Origin of the sequence: Nitrobacter sp., assembly GCF_047149785.1 — a bacterium.
Taxonomy (GTDB): domain Bacteria; phylum Pseudomonadota; class Alphaproteobacteria; order Rhizobiales; family Xanthobacteraceae; genus Nitrobacter.
On record NZ_BAAGBE010000001.1, the window covers coordinates 1,452,263 to 1,465,831 of the forward strand.

The following is a 13,569-nucleotide window of genomic DNA, read 5'->3' on the forward strand; positions in this document are numbered from 1 at the left end:
CGTATGCTCAATATTTCAATGGTTTAGATACAGAAAAGGGCGATGCCGAATTCAGCACCGCTCCCAAGGTGCGAGCGTTGGTAACCCGTCGTTGCGTGAGGCGAACAATCTATCTCGTGCGTGCGGCGGCAATGACTTTGGGCGCAAGCCATGCCGCAAAGGCGGCGTGCCCCCGTGCATTGAAATGCTGACCGTCTGGATCCCGCGTTCCCCTTGGGGCGATCTGGCCGAGGTGACCGAGAATGATCACCTTGATATGGCGAGCGGACAGCCGCCGTCTGATCTCCGAGATATTGCCTTGACGCGCTCCGCCTTGCCCGCGCCGCGCGTCGTTGCCGCCCGGCTGAAGAATCACAATCGATGTCCCGTTTGGCACGGCGCTATCGAGCCGAGACAGCATTCCCCCAGTCGTATCGCCAGGCACTCCCGCGTTGGTGACATGCGCGTGAATGCCTCTCGCCCTGAGCAGTGCCTCAAGCTGCGCTGGATACGCTTGCGAAGAAGGTACACCTCCACTTGTGCGTCCTAGGCCTGAGCCCGAGGTGTTGCTCGCGCCAAGCGCAACAATACGGACATCGTGTGCGGCCTGCGCGCCGTATGCGAACAGTGCCACCCCCACTACGGCAGCGCCAATCCATTTTCTCATATCGTCCTCAAATTGTTTACGGCGATTTCCAATTGCCCAATCAAAGCAGATTACATCGGCGTGACCTCATCCCTCATCCCAAAGGGGTGATCAGGTCTTAAAAAGGCGAGGCCGATGCCAATCGCCCTTGTCAGCAACCTTGCCCCATTCCTTGACGATCATGTCCATGGCAGCGTTGTCGTTTTCCCCGATCCCCTAAAAACATGAAACAAAGGGATCGACGACAACGACATCGATTTACGGGCGGCAATCTCGGCCGTTAGGGAGTCAACCACCGGGCGCGTGATCGTGGCGCCGTTCTTGGTCTCTACCGGTTCGCGTCAAGAAAACGCATCAACAAAAAACATAGGGCCCCGCTTCTGATTCCATCGGAAGCGGAAAGGCTCTGGGATGACGGCGCAGCTCTCGCCAATGCGTCCAGTCGGCAGCAGCGATCCCGGAGACCTCTTGCTCTCGCGCGGCGCGCGTATTCGTGTCGGTGAATTGCTGCAAGTTCTCGGCGCTGCGCCATGTCACATCCATCGACCTTGTCTTGTAGATTCACGCGTATTTGCTCCGCTACGATTTCATTCGTGATATAACCCGCAGCAACCCGCGTCATTACTTCGTCCCTTTGGCGCGGGTGACGGCCGCCGGGGCGCTCGCCAACGCCTTGGCGGTCTTTCATATCGCCAACCGGCGTCTTGGTGCATCCGTAACGGTGGCGACTGCGCAGTCGGACAATGCGCGTCATGCTTTGCCGATTCGGCTTTCGCAGATTTACGTCAGCTTCCGCGTTCCGGATCGGACGGACAGTCCCCTCAAAACCTCATCCAGGGTATGACTTGCAAATCCGGGCTAGCCAAAAGCCTCTATCCTTGGTTAGTTTCGGGAACCCTTTAGAGCGTTTTCGAGCGACCCGGCTACCGGTTGGCGTAAAGAAAACGCGTCAAATCAAAAGGCTGGAGCCCGGCTTTGATTCCATCAAATCCGGAATCTCTGGATGGTCGTTCTATGCGGTGATGAGGAGCGTGTGATGTTGCTGTACCCATGGCCCTTGTACGCAGACCCGATTGTATTGAGCGAGGCGCTCGACATCGTGATGCGCTACCTGACATTCAGCGGACAGGCGGTTCGGCGTGCAGAGTTGCGACATGAGGCGGCACAAGCAATGCTGGCCGCTTGGCGCTCGGGCGTCAGGCACAAGATACAATTGGCCAATTGCGGCATTAAGGCAGTGGCTGCTGCCGGAGAGGAGATACCTCGCGCCGGTTGAATCGGCTTAGCGAACCCAAATGGCGCTCATGTCGTATTGCGAGCTTTATAGCGTTTTCGAGCGAAGCGTGTCCTCGGGCTTGACCAGAGGATGGCTACCGGTTCGCGTGAAGAAAACGCGTCAAATAAAGAACCTGTTCGACGAGCGTGTTCGAATTATTCGGATACGCGCCAGGCCCATGACACAGCGCAACGCCCTGCGCGCTCCCTATAGCCCGGTTTCAGGTGTCGACGCCCTGACGCTTTCCGGGGTAACCAGTTTGGATTCAGGTCGGAGGATCGATGCTCATTCTTGTCGTCGCGACTTTAGTGGCGGCGGTCTTGATATCCCGTCTGATTTGGCTGGCCGCCAGGAGGTGGCCGGACTCGATCGTAAAGGCCATGCTTGTGAATGCTTTGAGCGCCGTCATCGCCATGATCGCGGCGGCTTACATTTTCGCGAACGGGGGACCGCCGAAATTCGACATGGCGCTCTTGATATGCGGCGGCGCGCAATTGATCGTGCTGACTTTCGATCTGGTCGGACTGGTCACGCCCAAGTGGCTTCAGGACGAGTAAAATCCGGCTGAGAGAAAAAACTCGGAACCGAGGTTCTTCGCATCGTCCCGGGCGTCAACTACAAGGGCTTGAATTCCGCCGATAATATAGCATATTCAATGCGTTATATTTTTAGCAGCGCCCGCGCCTCGTCCCGCTTCAGCGGGGACGCCGAACTCCGATATTGCCCTTTCCGCCGTCCGCGCTCTAGAGTCTCCCTGTAGGGACCTGCCCTTCGTTTTGACGACAGGCGCCGTCTTTCCGTTTTGCTCTTGGAGGCACGATAACACCATGCCCCTGGTCATGTTCGGCGCAATCATTGGCTGCGGCCTGCTTTTTTATGCGAGCTATCGCTACGTGCGATCCCGTCCACCTCGCAGGGAAGAAGAAAGACCGAAAGAGATCGCTGAAGGCGATTAAGCGGTCGCGCGACGCATTCAGGGCGAAGCGTCTCCCGTATTTTGAACTCGGTGAAACGCGACAATCGTAGGAGCTGAAAAAGTTTTTCTTCCGCTCGAGCAATTCCAACCTGCCTTGCGAGTGGAGCTATCCGCGATTAGGGAACGACATTCATTCCCATCGTTTGGAATGCTCCCGACCGGGGAAACCGGACCGGCGAACGACGCCCCCAGTTAAGCCAAAAAACCGCCAATTTGCATCTGGATACATCCGTTCGGGATGCGCATGGGACACACGCGTCGGCGATCAGCGGGCTCGCGGGCCACGCCCGTCCGGAACTCGAGCGAGGGGATAAGGGTGAGTCACGGCGATTCGACCGATGAAGCTCTCGAGGCGACTGCGAACCTCGAAAAGCCGAAACCTTCCGATACGCAGCACGACAGTGACGCCGCCCCCGAGTCGGAGAGGACAGACCGACCCGCGGCTTCACCGGCCGAGGTGCCGACGAGGTCGCCGGCCGCGCCCAAGCCTTCTTCCGCTGAAGCCGACAGCTATACGAAGTTCGGGCCTGGTCCGCTCACCGCCGTACGGTTCAAGTGGGCGACACGCCGCGACGACAACGGCGATTATTTCGTTGATGAAACGATCGGCGAAAGTTCGTACCCGCTTGTCAGCGGTCCCATGACAAAAGAGGCTGCGATCAAGTTTGTCGACGACCGCGAACGCGACGCTCGCCAGCGGTTCGAAGCATTGCGAAGCGAAATGGCCGGTGGAGAAATCGGCCCGTGCGCCGAACAGTCCGCTGCTCCCAGCCACGCGCCGGATTGACGATATAACTCTCTTTCGAGCCCGAGCCGGCTGCCCTCGCCCTTGAGCGAGCGACCCGTCACGGATCGAAGCCGGGCGTTTTATCGACCTGGGCCGCAAAGTGACCCGTATCACACTCCGGGGACCCCGGTACGCATAAGGTCGGACCTGACAATCCGAACCGGACTGGAGGTCCCATGAAAAAGCTCGCCATCGCCGCCGCGTTGCTGCTCACCGCCTCGACCGCCCAGGCGGGTCAAAACTATTCATTCGAAATCGGCGGGCGCACGATACGAATTCACGCGCCACGCGGCTGCGATTCCCCCTCCTGCATCTCGCTTTCGATTCCCGGCCTGTACGACCCGGGACGCAAGGATTTCGACGACGACAGTTCCGACGCTCAGGATACGCCACAAGCTGCCGCACGGCCGGCAGCTCACGCACAAGCGACTGCGCCCGCGCCTCTTTCCGCAACCGCTGCTCCGGCCGCTCCCGCTGTCGTGACGCCGGCTCCCGTGCAACAGGCCACGACCCCGGCAGCAGTCCCGCCTCCGACGGCCGCCGCCGTTCCGGCAGTTCAACCCGGCGTGACAGCGCCGCCGGTCAGGGAGCAGACGCATACAGCCGTCGTCGCTGCCGTCGCGCCAGCCACGGAGCCGGTTCAGGCTCCCTCCCCGGCCGCCGAACCGGTCGGACCGCTCGGCGTATGGCTGACGGAGAAAAAGGAAGGGCACGTCCGGATCGAGGAGTGCGGAACAAACCTCTGCGGATATTCGGTGGATTCCCGTACCGGTCGGAACAAGGAAAAGGTTTTGATCAACATGAAGCCCGCTGGCACCAAGTGGAGTGGAAAGATCTACGATCCGAAGAGCGGCAGCACCTATAGCTCGACCATCGCGATGAAGGGCAACGATCGCTTGCGCGTACGGGGTTGCGCATTCGGCGGGATGTTCTGCGGCGGCCAGACCTGGAGCCGCCTGAATTGATCGGAGCCATGTCAGCTTTAGTGAAATCCGACGGACGAAAGTCCTGCCGCACGGCGCGCGGCAGGGCTTCGATTTGGTCAGCCGCCGACCTTGCCGGCATATTGCGCGTCGGTCACATGTTCCAGCCACGTGACGGCGCTTCCGTCGAGGGCCTCATGCACCGCGATGTGGGTCATGGCGGTGTTCGGCGCCGCGCCGTGCCAGTGTTTTTCTCCCGGTGCAAACCACACCGTGTCGCCGACATGTATCTCGCGGATCGGCCCGCCCTCGGTTTGCACCAGCCCGACGCCCGACACGACGTACAGGGTCTGGCCGAGCGGGTGCGTATGCCATGCGGTGCGCGCGCCGGGATCGAACGCGACGCTTGCGGCCATCACGCGCGAGGGCGCATTTGCTGCGGCGATGATCGGCTCGACCGTGACCGTGCCTGAAAAATACTCCTTGGGCCCAGGTTTCGCCGGCCGCGAACCTGCCTGATGGATATCCATGTTTGACCTCCTGAGTTGCCGCGCGACGACGCTCTGAATTCGTTCCGCCCCCTTGCGATACGCCCCGCGCGTTGCCACCGATTACAACATCCCGTGAGCCCGCCATCAATAATTCATTGAATTTGCGTACACTCTTCTTGAGATTTCGCTCGGCGTCAACGCGCCATCGAACCTATAGACCGGTCATGATCGCACCCTTGTCTTCGCCCCGTCTTCTGCCAAGCGGCGATGCCGCCATCACGGTGGAGTTCGGCCGCAATATCGATGAGCAGGCCAACCGTCGCGTGCTTGCGCTCGACCGCGCGCTTGCGGGCGCACCGATTGACGGCGTCACGGAGACCGTGCCGACCTACCGATCGCTGCTCGTTCACTACGATCCGGTTCGGATCGGTTTCGATGAACTCGGCGAACGGCTGACGGCGCTCGCCCGATTGCCGGCGCCGCCGACGACTGCGACCCGGCGTTGGCGTATCCCCGTCGCCTACGGTGGCGAACATGGCATCGATCTCGAGGACGTCGCCAAGACGTTGAACACCACGCCGGACGACATCGTCGCGCGTCATGTCGCCGGCGACTATCGCGTCGCCATGATCGGATTTACGCCGGGCTTCTCCTACCTCGGCGGCCTCGACCCTTCGCTTCAAATGCCGCGACGACAGAACCCGCGTTCGTTCACGCCCTCCGGGTCGATCTCGATCGGCGGTCTTCAGACCGGTGTCCAATGTCTTGCCGGACCCAGCGGCTGGCATCTGCTCGGTCGGACCGCCGTGCGCACCTACCAGCTTCATCGCGATCCGGTTTTCTTGCTTGAGCCCGGAGACGCCATCACCTTCCATGCGGTCGACGACAAACAGTTCACCGAACAGGACCGCGCGGCGGCGCGCGGCGCGTTCGTCGCGGAACTGGTGGCCTCATGAGCAAGCTCGTCGTCACCGCTGCCGGGCCCGCGACGTCGGTGCAGGACGGCGGGCGCCATGGCGCGCAACGCTATGGCCTGACGCCGAGCGGCGCGATGGATCGCCTCGCACTGGCTGCCGCCAATGGTCTCGTCGGCAATCCGCCCTTTGCGGCCGCGATCGAGGTCGGGCCGTCCGGCGCGTCCTTCTCCGCTCGCGAGGGCGACCTGCGTATTGCGCTCGCAGGCGCCGTGCGGAACGCCGACATCGCAGGCCGCCCGGTATCGTTCGACGAATCCTGCATGCTCGGTGACCGCGAAAGCCTGACGCTCGGCGTCGCGCGCCGCGGCACCTTCAGCTATCTCGCCGTCGAAGGCGGAGTGAAAGGCGAGCCGATGTTCGGCAGTCTCGCCGTCAATGCGCGCGCCGGCCTCGGCAGTCCGTTCCCGCGGCCGTTGCAGGCCGGCGACGCCCTCGAAGTCGACGCCGCAAAGGCCGCGACCGGGCGACGGATCGATCTCCCCGCTGTATCCGATGGCCCGATCCGGGTCGTGATGGGTCCGCAGGACGACGAATTCGGCGAGGCAAAGGATCTGTTCCTCCGCAGCGAATGGAGGATCTCGGCGACAAGCGACCGCATGGGCTATCGCCTCAACGGCCCGACCGTCACGCATCTGCACGGCCATAACATCGTCTCCGATGGCACCGTGAACGGCAGCATCCAGATTCCCGGCAACGGACAGCCGATCGTTCTGATGCCGGACCGCGGCACCACGGGCGGCTATCCGAAAATCGCGACAGTGATCACAGCCGACCTCGGCCGCTTCGCGCAAATGCCCGCCGGCCGCGCCTTCCACTTCCAGGCGATTACCATGGCCGAGGCCCAGGCCGAGGCCCGCGCGATGGCGGACCTGTTGCGAACCCTCCCCGACCGCATCCGTGAAATACGCAATGTCGACATCAGCGATGCGTTGCGGAACGCCAATATCGCAGGCTCCGCGGTGAATGCATTCGACAACGGAACGTGACAAATTCGGCTACCCGCGAAAGCCGCGGCAACCCGCGCTCCGCGTTGGAGTAAGACATGACGATCGACCTCAACTGCGACCTCGGCGAAGGCTTCGGCGTCTGGCCGATGGGCAACGATGCCGCGATGATCGACCTCGCGACCTCCGTCAACATCGCATGCGGCTTCCATGCCGGCGATGCCGATACCATGAAGAAGACGGTCGATCTCGCCAAGGCGCGCGGGGTCAGCATCGGCGCGCATCCCGGATATCGCGACCTGCACGGCTTCGGCCGCCGGCCGATCGCCGGCCTCACGTCGTCGGAAATCGAGAATCTCGTCGCCTACCAGATCGGCGCGTTGCAGGCGATCGCGACAATGGCCGGACATCGGGTCACGCATGTGAAGGCGCACGGCGCGCTCTCCAACGTCGCCTGCGAGGACGACATGACCGCACGCGCCATCGCCTCGGCGATCAGGGCGGTCGATCCCGATCTGGTCTTCATCGTGCCCGCGAACTCCCGTCTCGTTGCCGCCGGCGAAACCTTCGGCCTGCCGATGGTGCATGAGGTGTTCGCCGACCGCGCCTATCAGGACGACGGATCGTTGGTGTCGCGCGGCAAGCCCGGCGCCGTGCTTCACGACGCCGACGCCATCGCCCAACGCGTGGTGAAAATGATTCAGTCCGGAGAGGTGATCTCAATCACCGGCAAGCCGATCAGGACGCGGATGGACACCGTCTGCATCCATGGCGACACGCCCGGCGCGGTCGAGATCGCACGGATCTTGTGCAAGGCGCTCAGAGATAACGACATCGCGGTTGCGCCGTTCAAGACGGCAAAATAACCCCGTTCCGATCAGAACGGATGGATCGACAGCGAACCGAATACTACCGCAGCGATCAGCGCCAGCGACCCATACAACGCAAAGGTCTGGACGCGTAGCGCCATCCGCGTCAGCTCCGCGGCATGACCATCCAAGCGGGCTTCGTCTGATCGTTGAAGCATCCTCGTCCTCCAGCGCGCCATCGGCGCAGAATGAACGGTGTTTTCCATTGACGACAAGACCGGTCGGAAAATAACGATGGGTTTCTTCAAAACTTCCGATATCCGGATAGAAATTCTTCGCAATCAATGTCCGGGAAAATCCTGTTCGCGGATTGTCCGGTCGAACCGATGACGTCGCTACGGCTTGAGGATCGCGGCTCCCGTCGTCAGGCGCCCTTCCAGGTCGGCATGCGCCCTCGCTGCATCCTTTAGAGCATAGGCATGGTTAATCGGAACGTTCAGCTTTTGATTGATCACGGCGGCGAACAACGTGTCGGCGCCTTCGAGCAGGTCCTTGCGCGTCGCCACGTAGTCGTTCAGCTTCGGCCGCGTCGCGAACAGCGACCCGTGATTGTTAAGTTCGGCCAGCGCAAACGGCGGCACCGGACCGGAAGCGTTGCCGAAGCTGACGAACAGGCCGCGCGGCCGCAGGCAGGACAGCGAGCCCGGAAACGTGGTCTTGCCGACGCCGTCATAGACCACGTCGCACAATTCGTTACGGCTGATCTGCCTGACGCGCGCGACGAAGTCCTCCTCCTTGTAGAGGATGACGTGGTCGCAGCCATTGGCCAGCGCGAGATCCGCCTTGGCCTTCGATCCGACGGTGCCGATGACGTTCGCGCCGAGCGCCTTCGCCCACTGACAGGCGAGAAGCCCGATGCCGCCGGCCGCGGCATGGATCAGCACGCGATGACCATGCTCGACCTTGAAGGTCTTGTGCAAGAGGTACCACACCGTCAGGCCCTTCAGCATGAGCACCGCGCCCTGCTCGTAGGTGATGTGGTCCGGCAGCTTGACGAGCTTGTCGGCCGGAATGATGCGTTCGGTCGCATAACCGCCGAGATTGAAATAGTAGGCGACGCGGTCACCGGGATGAAAATCGGTAACGCCCGGCCCGACGGAAACGACTTCGCCGGCGGCCTCGTTGCCGATGACAAACGGCACAGCCGGCGCCTTATAGAGGCCGGTGCGATAATAGACGTCGATGAAATTCAGGCCGATGGCATGTTGCCTGATGCGGACCTCGCCCTGCCCCGGCGCCGCTACGTCCACGGCCTCATAAACAAGCGCCTCGGGACCGCCCACCCGATGAACGCGGACTGCCTTTATCATCGCTTCTTCTCCACGTCGCCAGCGTTTCGGAGAGCGAAGAGCATTGAGTCGTCGTTGTCAACTCAGGCATCGAGACTTCAAACGGTTCAGCGGGTCGCTTTGTTGCGGTTGCGCCTGGCGAGCACGTTGAACATCTCCACCGCCGCCGAGAAAGCGATCGCAAAGTAGATGTAGGCACGCGGAATATGGAAATGGAATCCGTCGGCAACGAGCGCGACCCCGATCAGAACCAGAAACGCCAGCGCCAGCATCTTGGTGGTTGGATGCTCCGCGACAAACCGCGCCACCGGTCCCGACGACACATACATGACGATACAAGCGATGATGACGGCTGCGATCATGATCTCGAGATCCTGCGCCATGCCGATCGCGGTGATGATGGAGTCCAGGGAGAACACCATGTCGATGATAATGATCTGAACGATGATCCAGAAGAACGTACCCGATTTCGAGGCTCCATGCTCCTCGGTCTCACGCGCCTCCACCTCGCCATGAATCTCGTGCGTCGCCTTGGCGATCAGGAACAGGCCGCCGCCGATCAAGATGACGTCGCGCCAGGAGAACGCGAATTCCTTCACCGTGAAAACCGGCGTTGTCAGGCCGATCAGCCAGACCAGAATGCTCAGCAGGAGAATACGGAAGATCAGCGCCAGCGCCAGGCCGATCTGGCGAGCCCGCTTCGCTTGATGCGGCGGGATCCTGGACACGATCACCGACAGAAAGATGACGTTGTCGATTCCCAGCACGATCTCGAGGACCGTCAGCGTCAACAGCGCAGCCCATGCTTCCGGACTGGTCAACAATTCCATCATCGATTTTCTGGCCTCAGGATGCGGATCACGGCATCGCCGCAGATGACATAGAGCGCAATGGCGCAGAGCACGGCGGTGACCGGCATCGTCACATTGAAATTCTTCGCGACGGTCATGATCGCCAGCACGGTCCATACGGCGATCAGCGACAGATTGAGACCACGCAACCGCTTCACCCGCACCGGATGCAGGACGTTGATGGGCACGAAGGTCAGCGCAATAAGCGCGGCGATGCCGAGCGTCGATGCCAGCGGCGAGGGATGCAGCAGGAACAGGTAAAACGCCGCCGCGTTCCAGAGCGCGGGGAAACCGCGAAAGTGATTGTCGGCCGTCTTCATCCGGCGGTCGGCGAAATAGAGCGCGCCGCTGATCGCGACGCCCACGCCCAGCAACGGCGCGGCGATCGGCAGCAGCAGGCCGCTCGCAATAATGGCATAGGCAGGAACGAAGACGTAGGTGACGAAGTCGACCACCAGGTCCAGCACCTCGCCCGACCAGTTCGGTTGTGCCGCTTCGACGTTCAGCCGCCGTGCGATCGGCCCGTCCAGGCCATCGATCACGAGCGCAAGACCAAGCCAGGCGAACATGGCCGCCCAATGCTCCCGCACGGCCTCAAGCAGTGCGAGCAGCGCGATACCGGCGCCCGTCGCCGTAAAAACATGGACGAACAACGCGGCTGCGCGCGACGTTCGGGGTCCGGGTAGCGGGTCCTGCCGGCTTGACTGGCTCATTTGCCATCTTTGCTATCAGGAATTGCGCCGGTTTGCATAACGCTCCTTTGCGGCGTTCGGCCGCGCGAACGACCGGGAACATGAGCGGCCGACGCTGACAATGTTCGCTTGCGGACTTGAAAATATCGCCGCGAATGTTGATTGTCTGTATATGAACGAGACTACGAAGCCGGATATCGTTTACGACGTTGCCGTGGTCGGCGGCGGGCCCGCCGGACTGGCGGCGGCGATCGCGCTATCCGATGCAGGCGCCCGCACGGTTCTGATCGCCCGCCGCATCGCCTACGGGGATAACCGGACCACGGCGCTGCTCGGCGGCTCTGTCGATCTGCTCCGTCGGCTTGAGGTCTGGGCCGGTTGCGAGGCCGACGCCGCAGCGCTCCGGGTCATGCGGCTCGTCGACGATACCAGACGTCTTGTCCGCGCTCCCGAGGTGCGATTTTCATCCGACGAGATCGGACTCGATGCCTTCGGCTACAACATCGAAAACCGCGTGCTGATGGCGGCCATGGAGGCACGGGCCGCGGAAGCCGCGAGGCTCACGCGGATCGATGGCGAAGCGGAACACGTGACGCCCGATGAAGCCGCGGTCACCATCACCACCCGGCAGGGAGAGACGTTGATTGCGCGTCTCGCTGTCGGTGCCGACGGACGGCAGTCGCTTTGCCGCAAGGCCGCCGGCATCGGCGTCACCCGTCGCGCGCTCGATCAGGCCGCGTTGACGTTCAACGTCGCTCATGCCCGGCCGCACAAAAATACCTCGACCGAGTTTCACACGCCGCACGGTCCCTGTGTTTTCGTGCCGCTGCCGGGAGACCGCTCCAGCGTGGTGTGGGTCGCCTCCCCGAAGGAAGCCGCGCGGCTCAAGGACCTCGGCGACGATGACCTGGCCGAGGCGGCCGAACGGCAATCGCATTCGATCCTGGGACGGTTTCATGTCGAGCCAGGGCGAAATCTGTTTCCGCTCGGAATCGAGCGACCTGCCCGCTTCGCCAACAACCGCATTGTGCTGGTTGGCGAAGCCGCCCATGTCCTACCGCCGATCGGCGCGCAGGGCCTGAACATGGGCCTGCGCGATGCTGCCGACATCGCGGACGTTGTCCGCGACGCTCTCTCATCTGGCGAGGACCCCGGCTCGCCGCGGACCCTTGCGCGATTCGAAACGGCGCGGCGCAGCGACGTACTGAGCCGTACATTCGCAATCGACATGGCCAACAGATCGCTGCTGAGCAACTTCCTGCCGGCCCAGGCCGCGCGCGCGCTCGGGCTGCATCTGATCGGCGGGATCGGCCCGCTCCGACGCCTTGCCATGCGCGAGGGTCTGGCGCCGACATGGCGAAAGTCCTCGTATAGAGAGACGCGATCCGGCCGCTTATGAATAGCCGCTCATGAATAGCCATGGGGATCGTTCGCAACGGCCTTTTCGGATTTCGCGAGCCCGGCCAGACACAAGCGTTCGGGCGAACCCAAGGAACCCGATTTTGCCTCTAGCTTCGGCCGCAATCCTGGTCTATCGACGGGACATGGCAAAAGCGCGTACCGCCAGATTTCAAATCGGCCAGATCGTTCGCCACCGGGTTTTTTCATTTCGGGGCGTGATTTTTGATATCGATCCCGTATTCAACAACACCGAGGAATGGTGGCTTTCGCTCCCGGAGAATGTCCGGCCGCATAAGGATCAGCCGTTCTATCATCTGCTCGCCGAGAACGCGGATTCCGAATACGTGGCTTACGTGTCCGAGCAGAACCTGCTGCCCGATGACTCCGGCGAGCCGATCCGGCATTCGCAGGTGCGGGAGATTTTCGTCAAGGACAAATCCGGCGGCTATCGTCCCCGCAATCCCTCGCTGAACTGAAACCGGTCCCTCGACCTTTAACCGGCTAGAGTCTGTTTCAACTGCGTTGAACCAGACTCGTCGCTTATCTTTTTGTTTGAGCATGATCTTTTCCGAAAACCGGTTTCCACTTTTTCGGATGAGATCATGCTCCAACAAAAAAGGCGCCCCGCAAGGAGCGCCGTTTTGCTTTGCTCTCCCGGAAAGAACTATTGCTTTGCGGTAGGTGCCGAACCGGCATTCTGCTGGGTGGCTTCGAGCTTCGCGCGCGCCTCGGCGGCCCGCTTTTGCAGTTCTTCCTGCAACTTCTTCTGGGTCTCTTCGAATACCTTCGGATCGGTCGGCGGGCCGTCATAGGCCTTGGCGAATTCAGCCAGCGGAAGCGGCAGCGTCAGCGGCGCGCCGTTGGAATTGATCGCCTGAACGATCAGGTTCTGGCCTTTCTTGAGGTGAGCAAGCATGTCCGGTGTCAGGTCGTAGTCCGACATGCAGCCGTTGGCGAAGCAGATCACGTAAGGACTCTGCTGCGGCGGATTGTTATCGATGATGATGCGTGTTCCGTGGACGAGTTGCATCCCGAGCGGCAGCGTCACGCGAAGAATCTTCTTCGGCTCGCCTTCCGGCTCGATGACGACCGCTGCGATCACAGGTTGACCGGATTCGATCCGGCCATCCTTGCCGGTGAAGCAAACCTGCTTGGCCTTGGCGTCCTGGCCCTTCAGGCAGAACTTGGTCCAGGGCGCATAGATCAGTTGCACCTGCTGGTCGGCAGGGGCTGCTGCGGGCGCTTGCGCGGCATTCGGCGTGGCGGCTTTCTTGCCCTTGGCCGTAGCCGGCTGGTGCTGGGCAAGAGCGGCCGACATAAATGGAGCAACCACGAGCGTCACCGCCGCCAACAGGGCAAAAGCCCGTCCACGCGGGGGGACCGACGCGGGCAAGAGACGAAAATTCATTGCGGAAAACCCTTTCTGAACAATGGCGCCCGAACGCCGCGACGCAGGCACCGACACTCC

Annotated in this window: 16 protein-coding genes; 9 read left to right on the forward strand and 7 right to left on the reverse strand. The window is 61.8% G+C overall.

Annotated features, from left to right (window positions below):
* Positions 1-109: 109 nt before the first annotated feature.
* A complete protein-coding gene (locus ACMDCM_RS06710; RefSeq protein ID WP_412772845.1) occupies positions 110-646 on the reverse strand; it encodes a GDSL-type esterase/lipase family protein in 537 nt (178 codons plus the stop codon).
* A 1,015-nt stretch (positions 647-1,661) separates the two neighbouring features.
* Between ACMDCM_RS06710 and ACMDCM_RS06715 the strand changes: the two genes are divergently transcribed.
* From ACMDCM_RS06715 to ACMDCM_RS06730, 4 genes are all read left to right on the forward strand, one after another.
* Positions 1,662-1,901 carry a hypothetical protein gene (locus ACMDCM_RS06715; RefSeq protein ID WP_412772846.1) on the forward strand — a complete coding sequence of 80 codons (240 nt, stop codon included), beginning with the start codon at positions 1,662-1,664 and terminating at the stop codon, positions 1,899-1,901.
* A 380-nt stretch (positions 1,902-2,281) separates the two neighbouring features.
* Positions 2,282-2,458: a hypothetical protein gene (locus tag ACMDCM_RS06720; protein WP_412772847.1), complete on the forward strand. Its 177-nt coding sequence runs from the start codon at positions 2,282-2,284 to the stop codon at positions 2,456-2,458.
* A gap of 735 nt (positions 2,459-3,193) precedes the next feature.
* Positions 3,194-3,664, forward strand: a complete 471-nt coding sequence (locus ACMDCM_RS06725) for a hypothetical protein (protein WP_412772848.1) — start codon at positions 3,194-3,196, stop codon at positions 3,662-3,664.
* A gap of 176 nt (positions 3,665-3,840) precedes the next feature.
* Positions 3,841-4,629, forward strand: coding sequence for a DUF2147 domain-containing protein (locus ACMDCM_RS06730; RefSeq protein ID WP_412772849.1), 789 nt, complete (start codon positions 3,841-3,843; stop codon positions 4,627-4,629).
* Between the two features lie 77 nt (positions 4,630-4,706).
* On the opposite strand, the gene ACMDCM_RS06735 is transcribed toward ACMDCM_RS06730, so the two are convergent.
* Complete coding sequence (locus tag ACMDCM_RS06735; RefSeq protein ID WP_412772850.1) at positions 4,707-5,117, reverse strand: (R)-mandelonitrile lyase; 411 nt, start codon at positions 5,115-5,117, stop codon at positions 4,707-4,709.
* A gap of 185 nt (positions 5,118-5,302) precedes the next feature.
* Here ACMDCM_RS06735 and pxpB point away from each other — a divergent pair, with 185 nt between their 5' ends.
* Genes pxpB through ACMDCM_RS06750 form a run of 3 tightly spaced genes read left to right on the forward strand, consistent with a single transcriptional unit; the run spans position 5,303 to position 7,865 of the window.
* Entirely contained in the window at positions 5,303-6,034 is a 732-nt protein-coding gene (pxpB, locus tag ACMDCM_RS06740; RefSeq protein ID WP_412772851.1) for a 5-oxoprolinase subunit PxpB, read from the forward strand.
* Positions 6,031-7,041 carry a 5-oxoprolinase subunit C family protein gene (locus ACMDCM_RS06745; protein ID WP_412772852.1) on the forward strand — a complete coding sequence of 337 codons (1,011 nt, stop codon included), beginning with the start codon at positions 6,031-6,033 and terminating at the stop codon, positions 7,039-7,041. Before pxpB ends, ACMDCM_RS06745 begins: the two co-directional genes overlap by 4 nt.
* A 56-nt stretch (positions 7,042-7,097) precedes the next feature.
* Complete coding sequence (locus ACMDCM_RS06750) at positions 7,098-7,865, forward strand: LamB/YcsF family protein (protein ID WP_412772853.1); 768 nt, start codon at positions 7,098-7,100, stop codon at positions 7,863-7,865.
* Positions 7,866-7,876: 11 nt separating this feature from the next.
* Here the strand turns inward: ACMDCM_RS06750 and ACMDCM_RS06755 are convergent, their stop codons facing one another.
* The 4 genes from ACMDCM_RS06755 to pcsA form a co-directional block, all read right to left on the reverse strand.
* Positions 7,877-8,026, reverse strand: coding sequence for a hypothetical protein (locus tag ACMDCM_RS06755; protein WP_412772854.1), 150 nt, complete (start codon positions 8,024-8,026; stop codon positions 7,877-7,879).
* Between the two features lie 177 nt (positions 8,027-8,203).
* The gene (locus ACMDCM_RS06760) at positions 8,204-9,178 is read right to left on the reverse strand and encodes a quinone oxidoreductase family protein (RefSeq protein ID WP_412772855.1); all 975 of its coding nucleotides are present in this window, start codon (positions 9,176-9,178) and stop codon (positions 8,204-8,206) included.
* 86 nt (positions 9,179-9,264) lie between these two features.
* Positions 9,265-9,990 (reverse strand): TerC family protein, encoded by a 726-nt coding sequence (locus ACMDCM_RS06765; RefSeq protein ID WP_412772856.1) that lies wholly within the window; start codon positions 9,988-9,990, stop codon positions 9,265-9,267.
* A complete protein-coding gene (pcsA, locus tag ACMDCM_RS06770; protein WP_412772857.1) occupies positions 9,987-10,721 on the reverse strand; it encodes a phosphatidylcholine synthase in 735 nt (244 codons plus the stop codon). The genes ACMDCM_RS06765 and pcsA overlap by 4 nt, the downstream gene beginning before the upstream one ends.
* A gap of 151 nt (positions 10,722-10,872) precedes the next feature.
* On the opposite strand from pcsA, the gene ACMDCM_RS06775 reads away from it, so the two are divergent.
* Together ACMDCM_RS06775 and hspQ are read left to right on the forward strand one after the other, a co-directional pair.
* Positions 10,873-12,099, forward strand: a complete 1,227-nt coding sequence (locus ACMDCM_RS06775; protein ID WP_412772858.1) for a UbiH/UbiF family hydroxylase — start codon at positions 10,873-10,875, stop codon at positions 12,097-12,099.
* 145 nt (positions 12,100-12,244) lie between these two features.
* Positions 12,245-12,577, forward strand: a complete 333-nt coding sequence (gene hspQ / locus ACMDCM_RS06780; protein ID WP_412772859.1) for a heat shock protein HspQ — start codon at positions 12,245-12,247, stop codon at positions 12,575-12,577.
* Between the two features lie 188 nt (positions 12,578-12,765).
* Here hspQ and ACMDCM_RS06785 read toward each other — a convergent pair whose 3' ends face one another.
* Positions 12,766-13,509, reverse strand: a complete 744-nt coding sequence (locus ACMDCM_RS06785; RefSeq protein WP_412772860.1) for an invasion associated locus B family protein — start codon at positions 13,507-13,509, stop codon at positions 12,766-12,768.
* Positions 13,510-13,569 lie beyond the last annotated feature (60 nt).

Bases quoted from the DNA above. Each gene is read 5' to 3' on its own strand.
- ACMDCM_RS06750 (WP_412772853.1), top strand. From the start codon at position 7,098: ATGACGATCGACCTCAACTGCGACCTCGGCGAAGGCTTCGGCGTCTGG.
- ACMDCM_RS06720 (WP_412772847.1), top strand. From the start codon at position 2,282: ATGCTTGTGAATGCTTTGAGCGCCGTCATCGCCATGATCGCGGCGGCT.
- ACMDCM_RS06715 (WP_412772846.1), top strand. From the start codon at position 1,662: ATGTTGCTGTACCCATGGCCCTTGTACGCAGACCCGATTGTATTGAGC.
- ACMDCM_RS06710 (WP_412772845.1), bottom strand. From the start codon at position 646: ATGAGAAAATGGATTGGCGCTGCCGTAGTGGGGGTGGCACTGTTCGCA.
- ACMDCM_RS06755 (WP_412772854.1), bottom strand. From the start codon at position 8,026: ATGCTTCAACGATCAGACGAAGCCCGCTTGGATGGTCATGCCGCGGAG.
- pcsA (WP_412772857.1), bottom strand. From the start codon at position 10,721: ATGAGCCAGTCAAGCCGGCAGGACCCGCTACCCGGACCCCGAACGTCG.
- ACMDCM_RS06785 (WP_412772860.1), bottom strand. From the start codon at position 13,509: ATGAATTTTCGTCTCTTGCCCGCGTCGGTCCCCCCGCGTGGACGGGCT.
- ACMDCM_RS06760 (WP_412772855.1), bottom strand. From the start codon at position 9,178: ATGATAAAGGCAGTCCGCGTTCATCGGGTGGGCGGTCCCGAGGCGCTT.
- ACMDCM_RS06745 (WP_412772852.1), top strand. From the start codon at position 6,031: ATGAGCAAGCTCGTCGTCACCGCTGCCGGGCCCGCGACGTCGGTGCAG.
- pxpB (WP_412772851.1), top strand. From the start codon at position 5,303: ATGATCGCACCCTTGTCTTCGCCCCGTCTTCTGCCAAGCGGCGATGCC.
- ACMDCM_RS06730 (WP_412772849.1), top strand. From the start codon at position 3,841: ATGAAAAAGCTCGCCATCGCCGCCGCGTTGCTGCTCACCGCCTCGACC.
- ACMDCM_RS06765 (WP_412772856.1), bottom strand. From the start codon at position 9,990: ATGATGGAATTGTTGACCAGTCCGGAAGCATGGGCTGCGCTGTTGACG.
- ACMDCM_RS06775 (WP_412772858.1), top strand. From the start codon at position 10,873: ATGAACGAGACTACGAAGCCGGATATCGTTTACGACGTTGCCGTGGTC.
- hspQ (WP_412772859.1), top strand. From the start codon at position 12,245: ATGGCAAAAGCGCGTACCGCCAGATTTCAAATCGGCCAGATCGTTCGC.
- ACMDCM_RS06735 (WP_412772850.1), bottom strand. From the start codon at position 5,117: ATGGATATCCATCAGGCAGGTTCGCGGCCGGCGAAACCTGGGCCCAAG.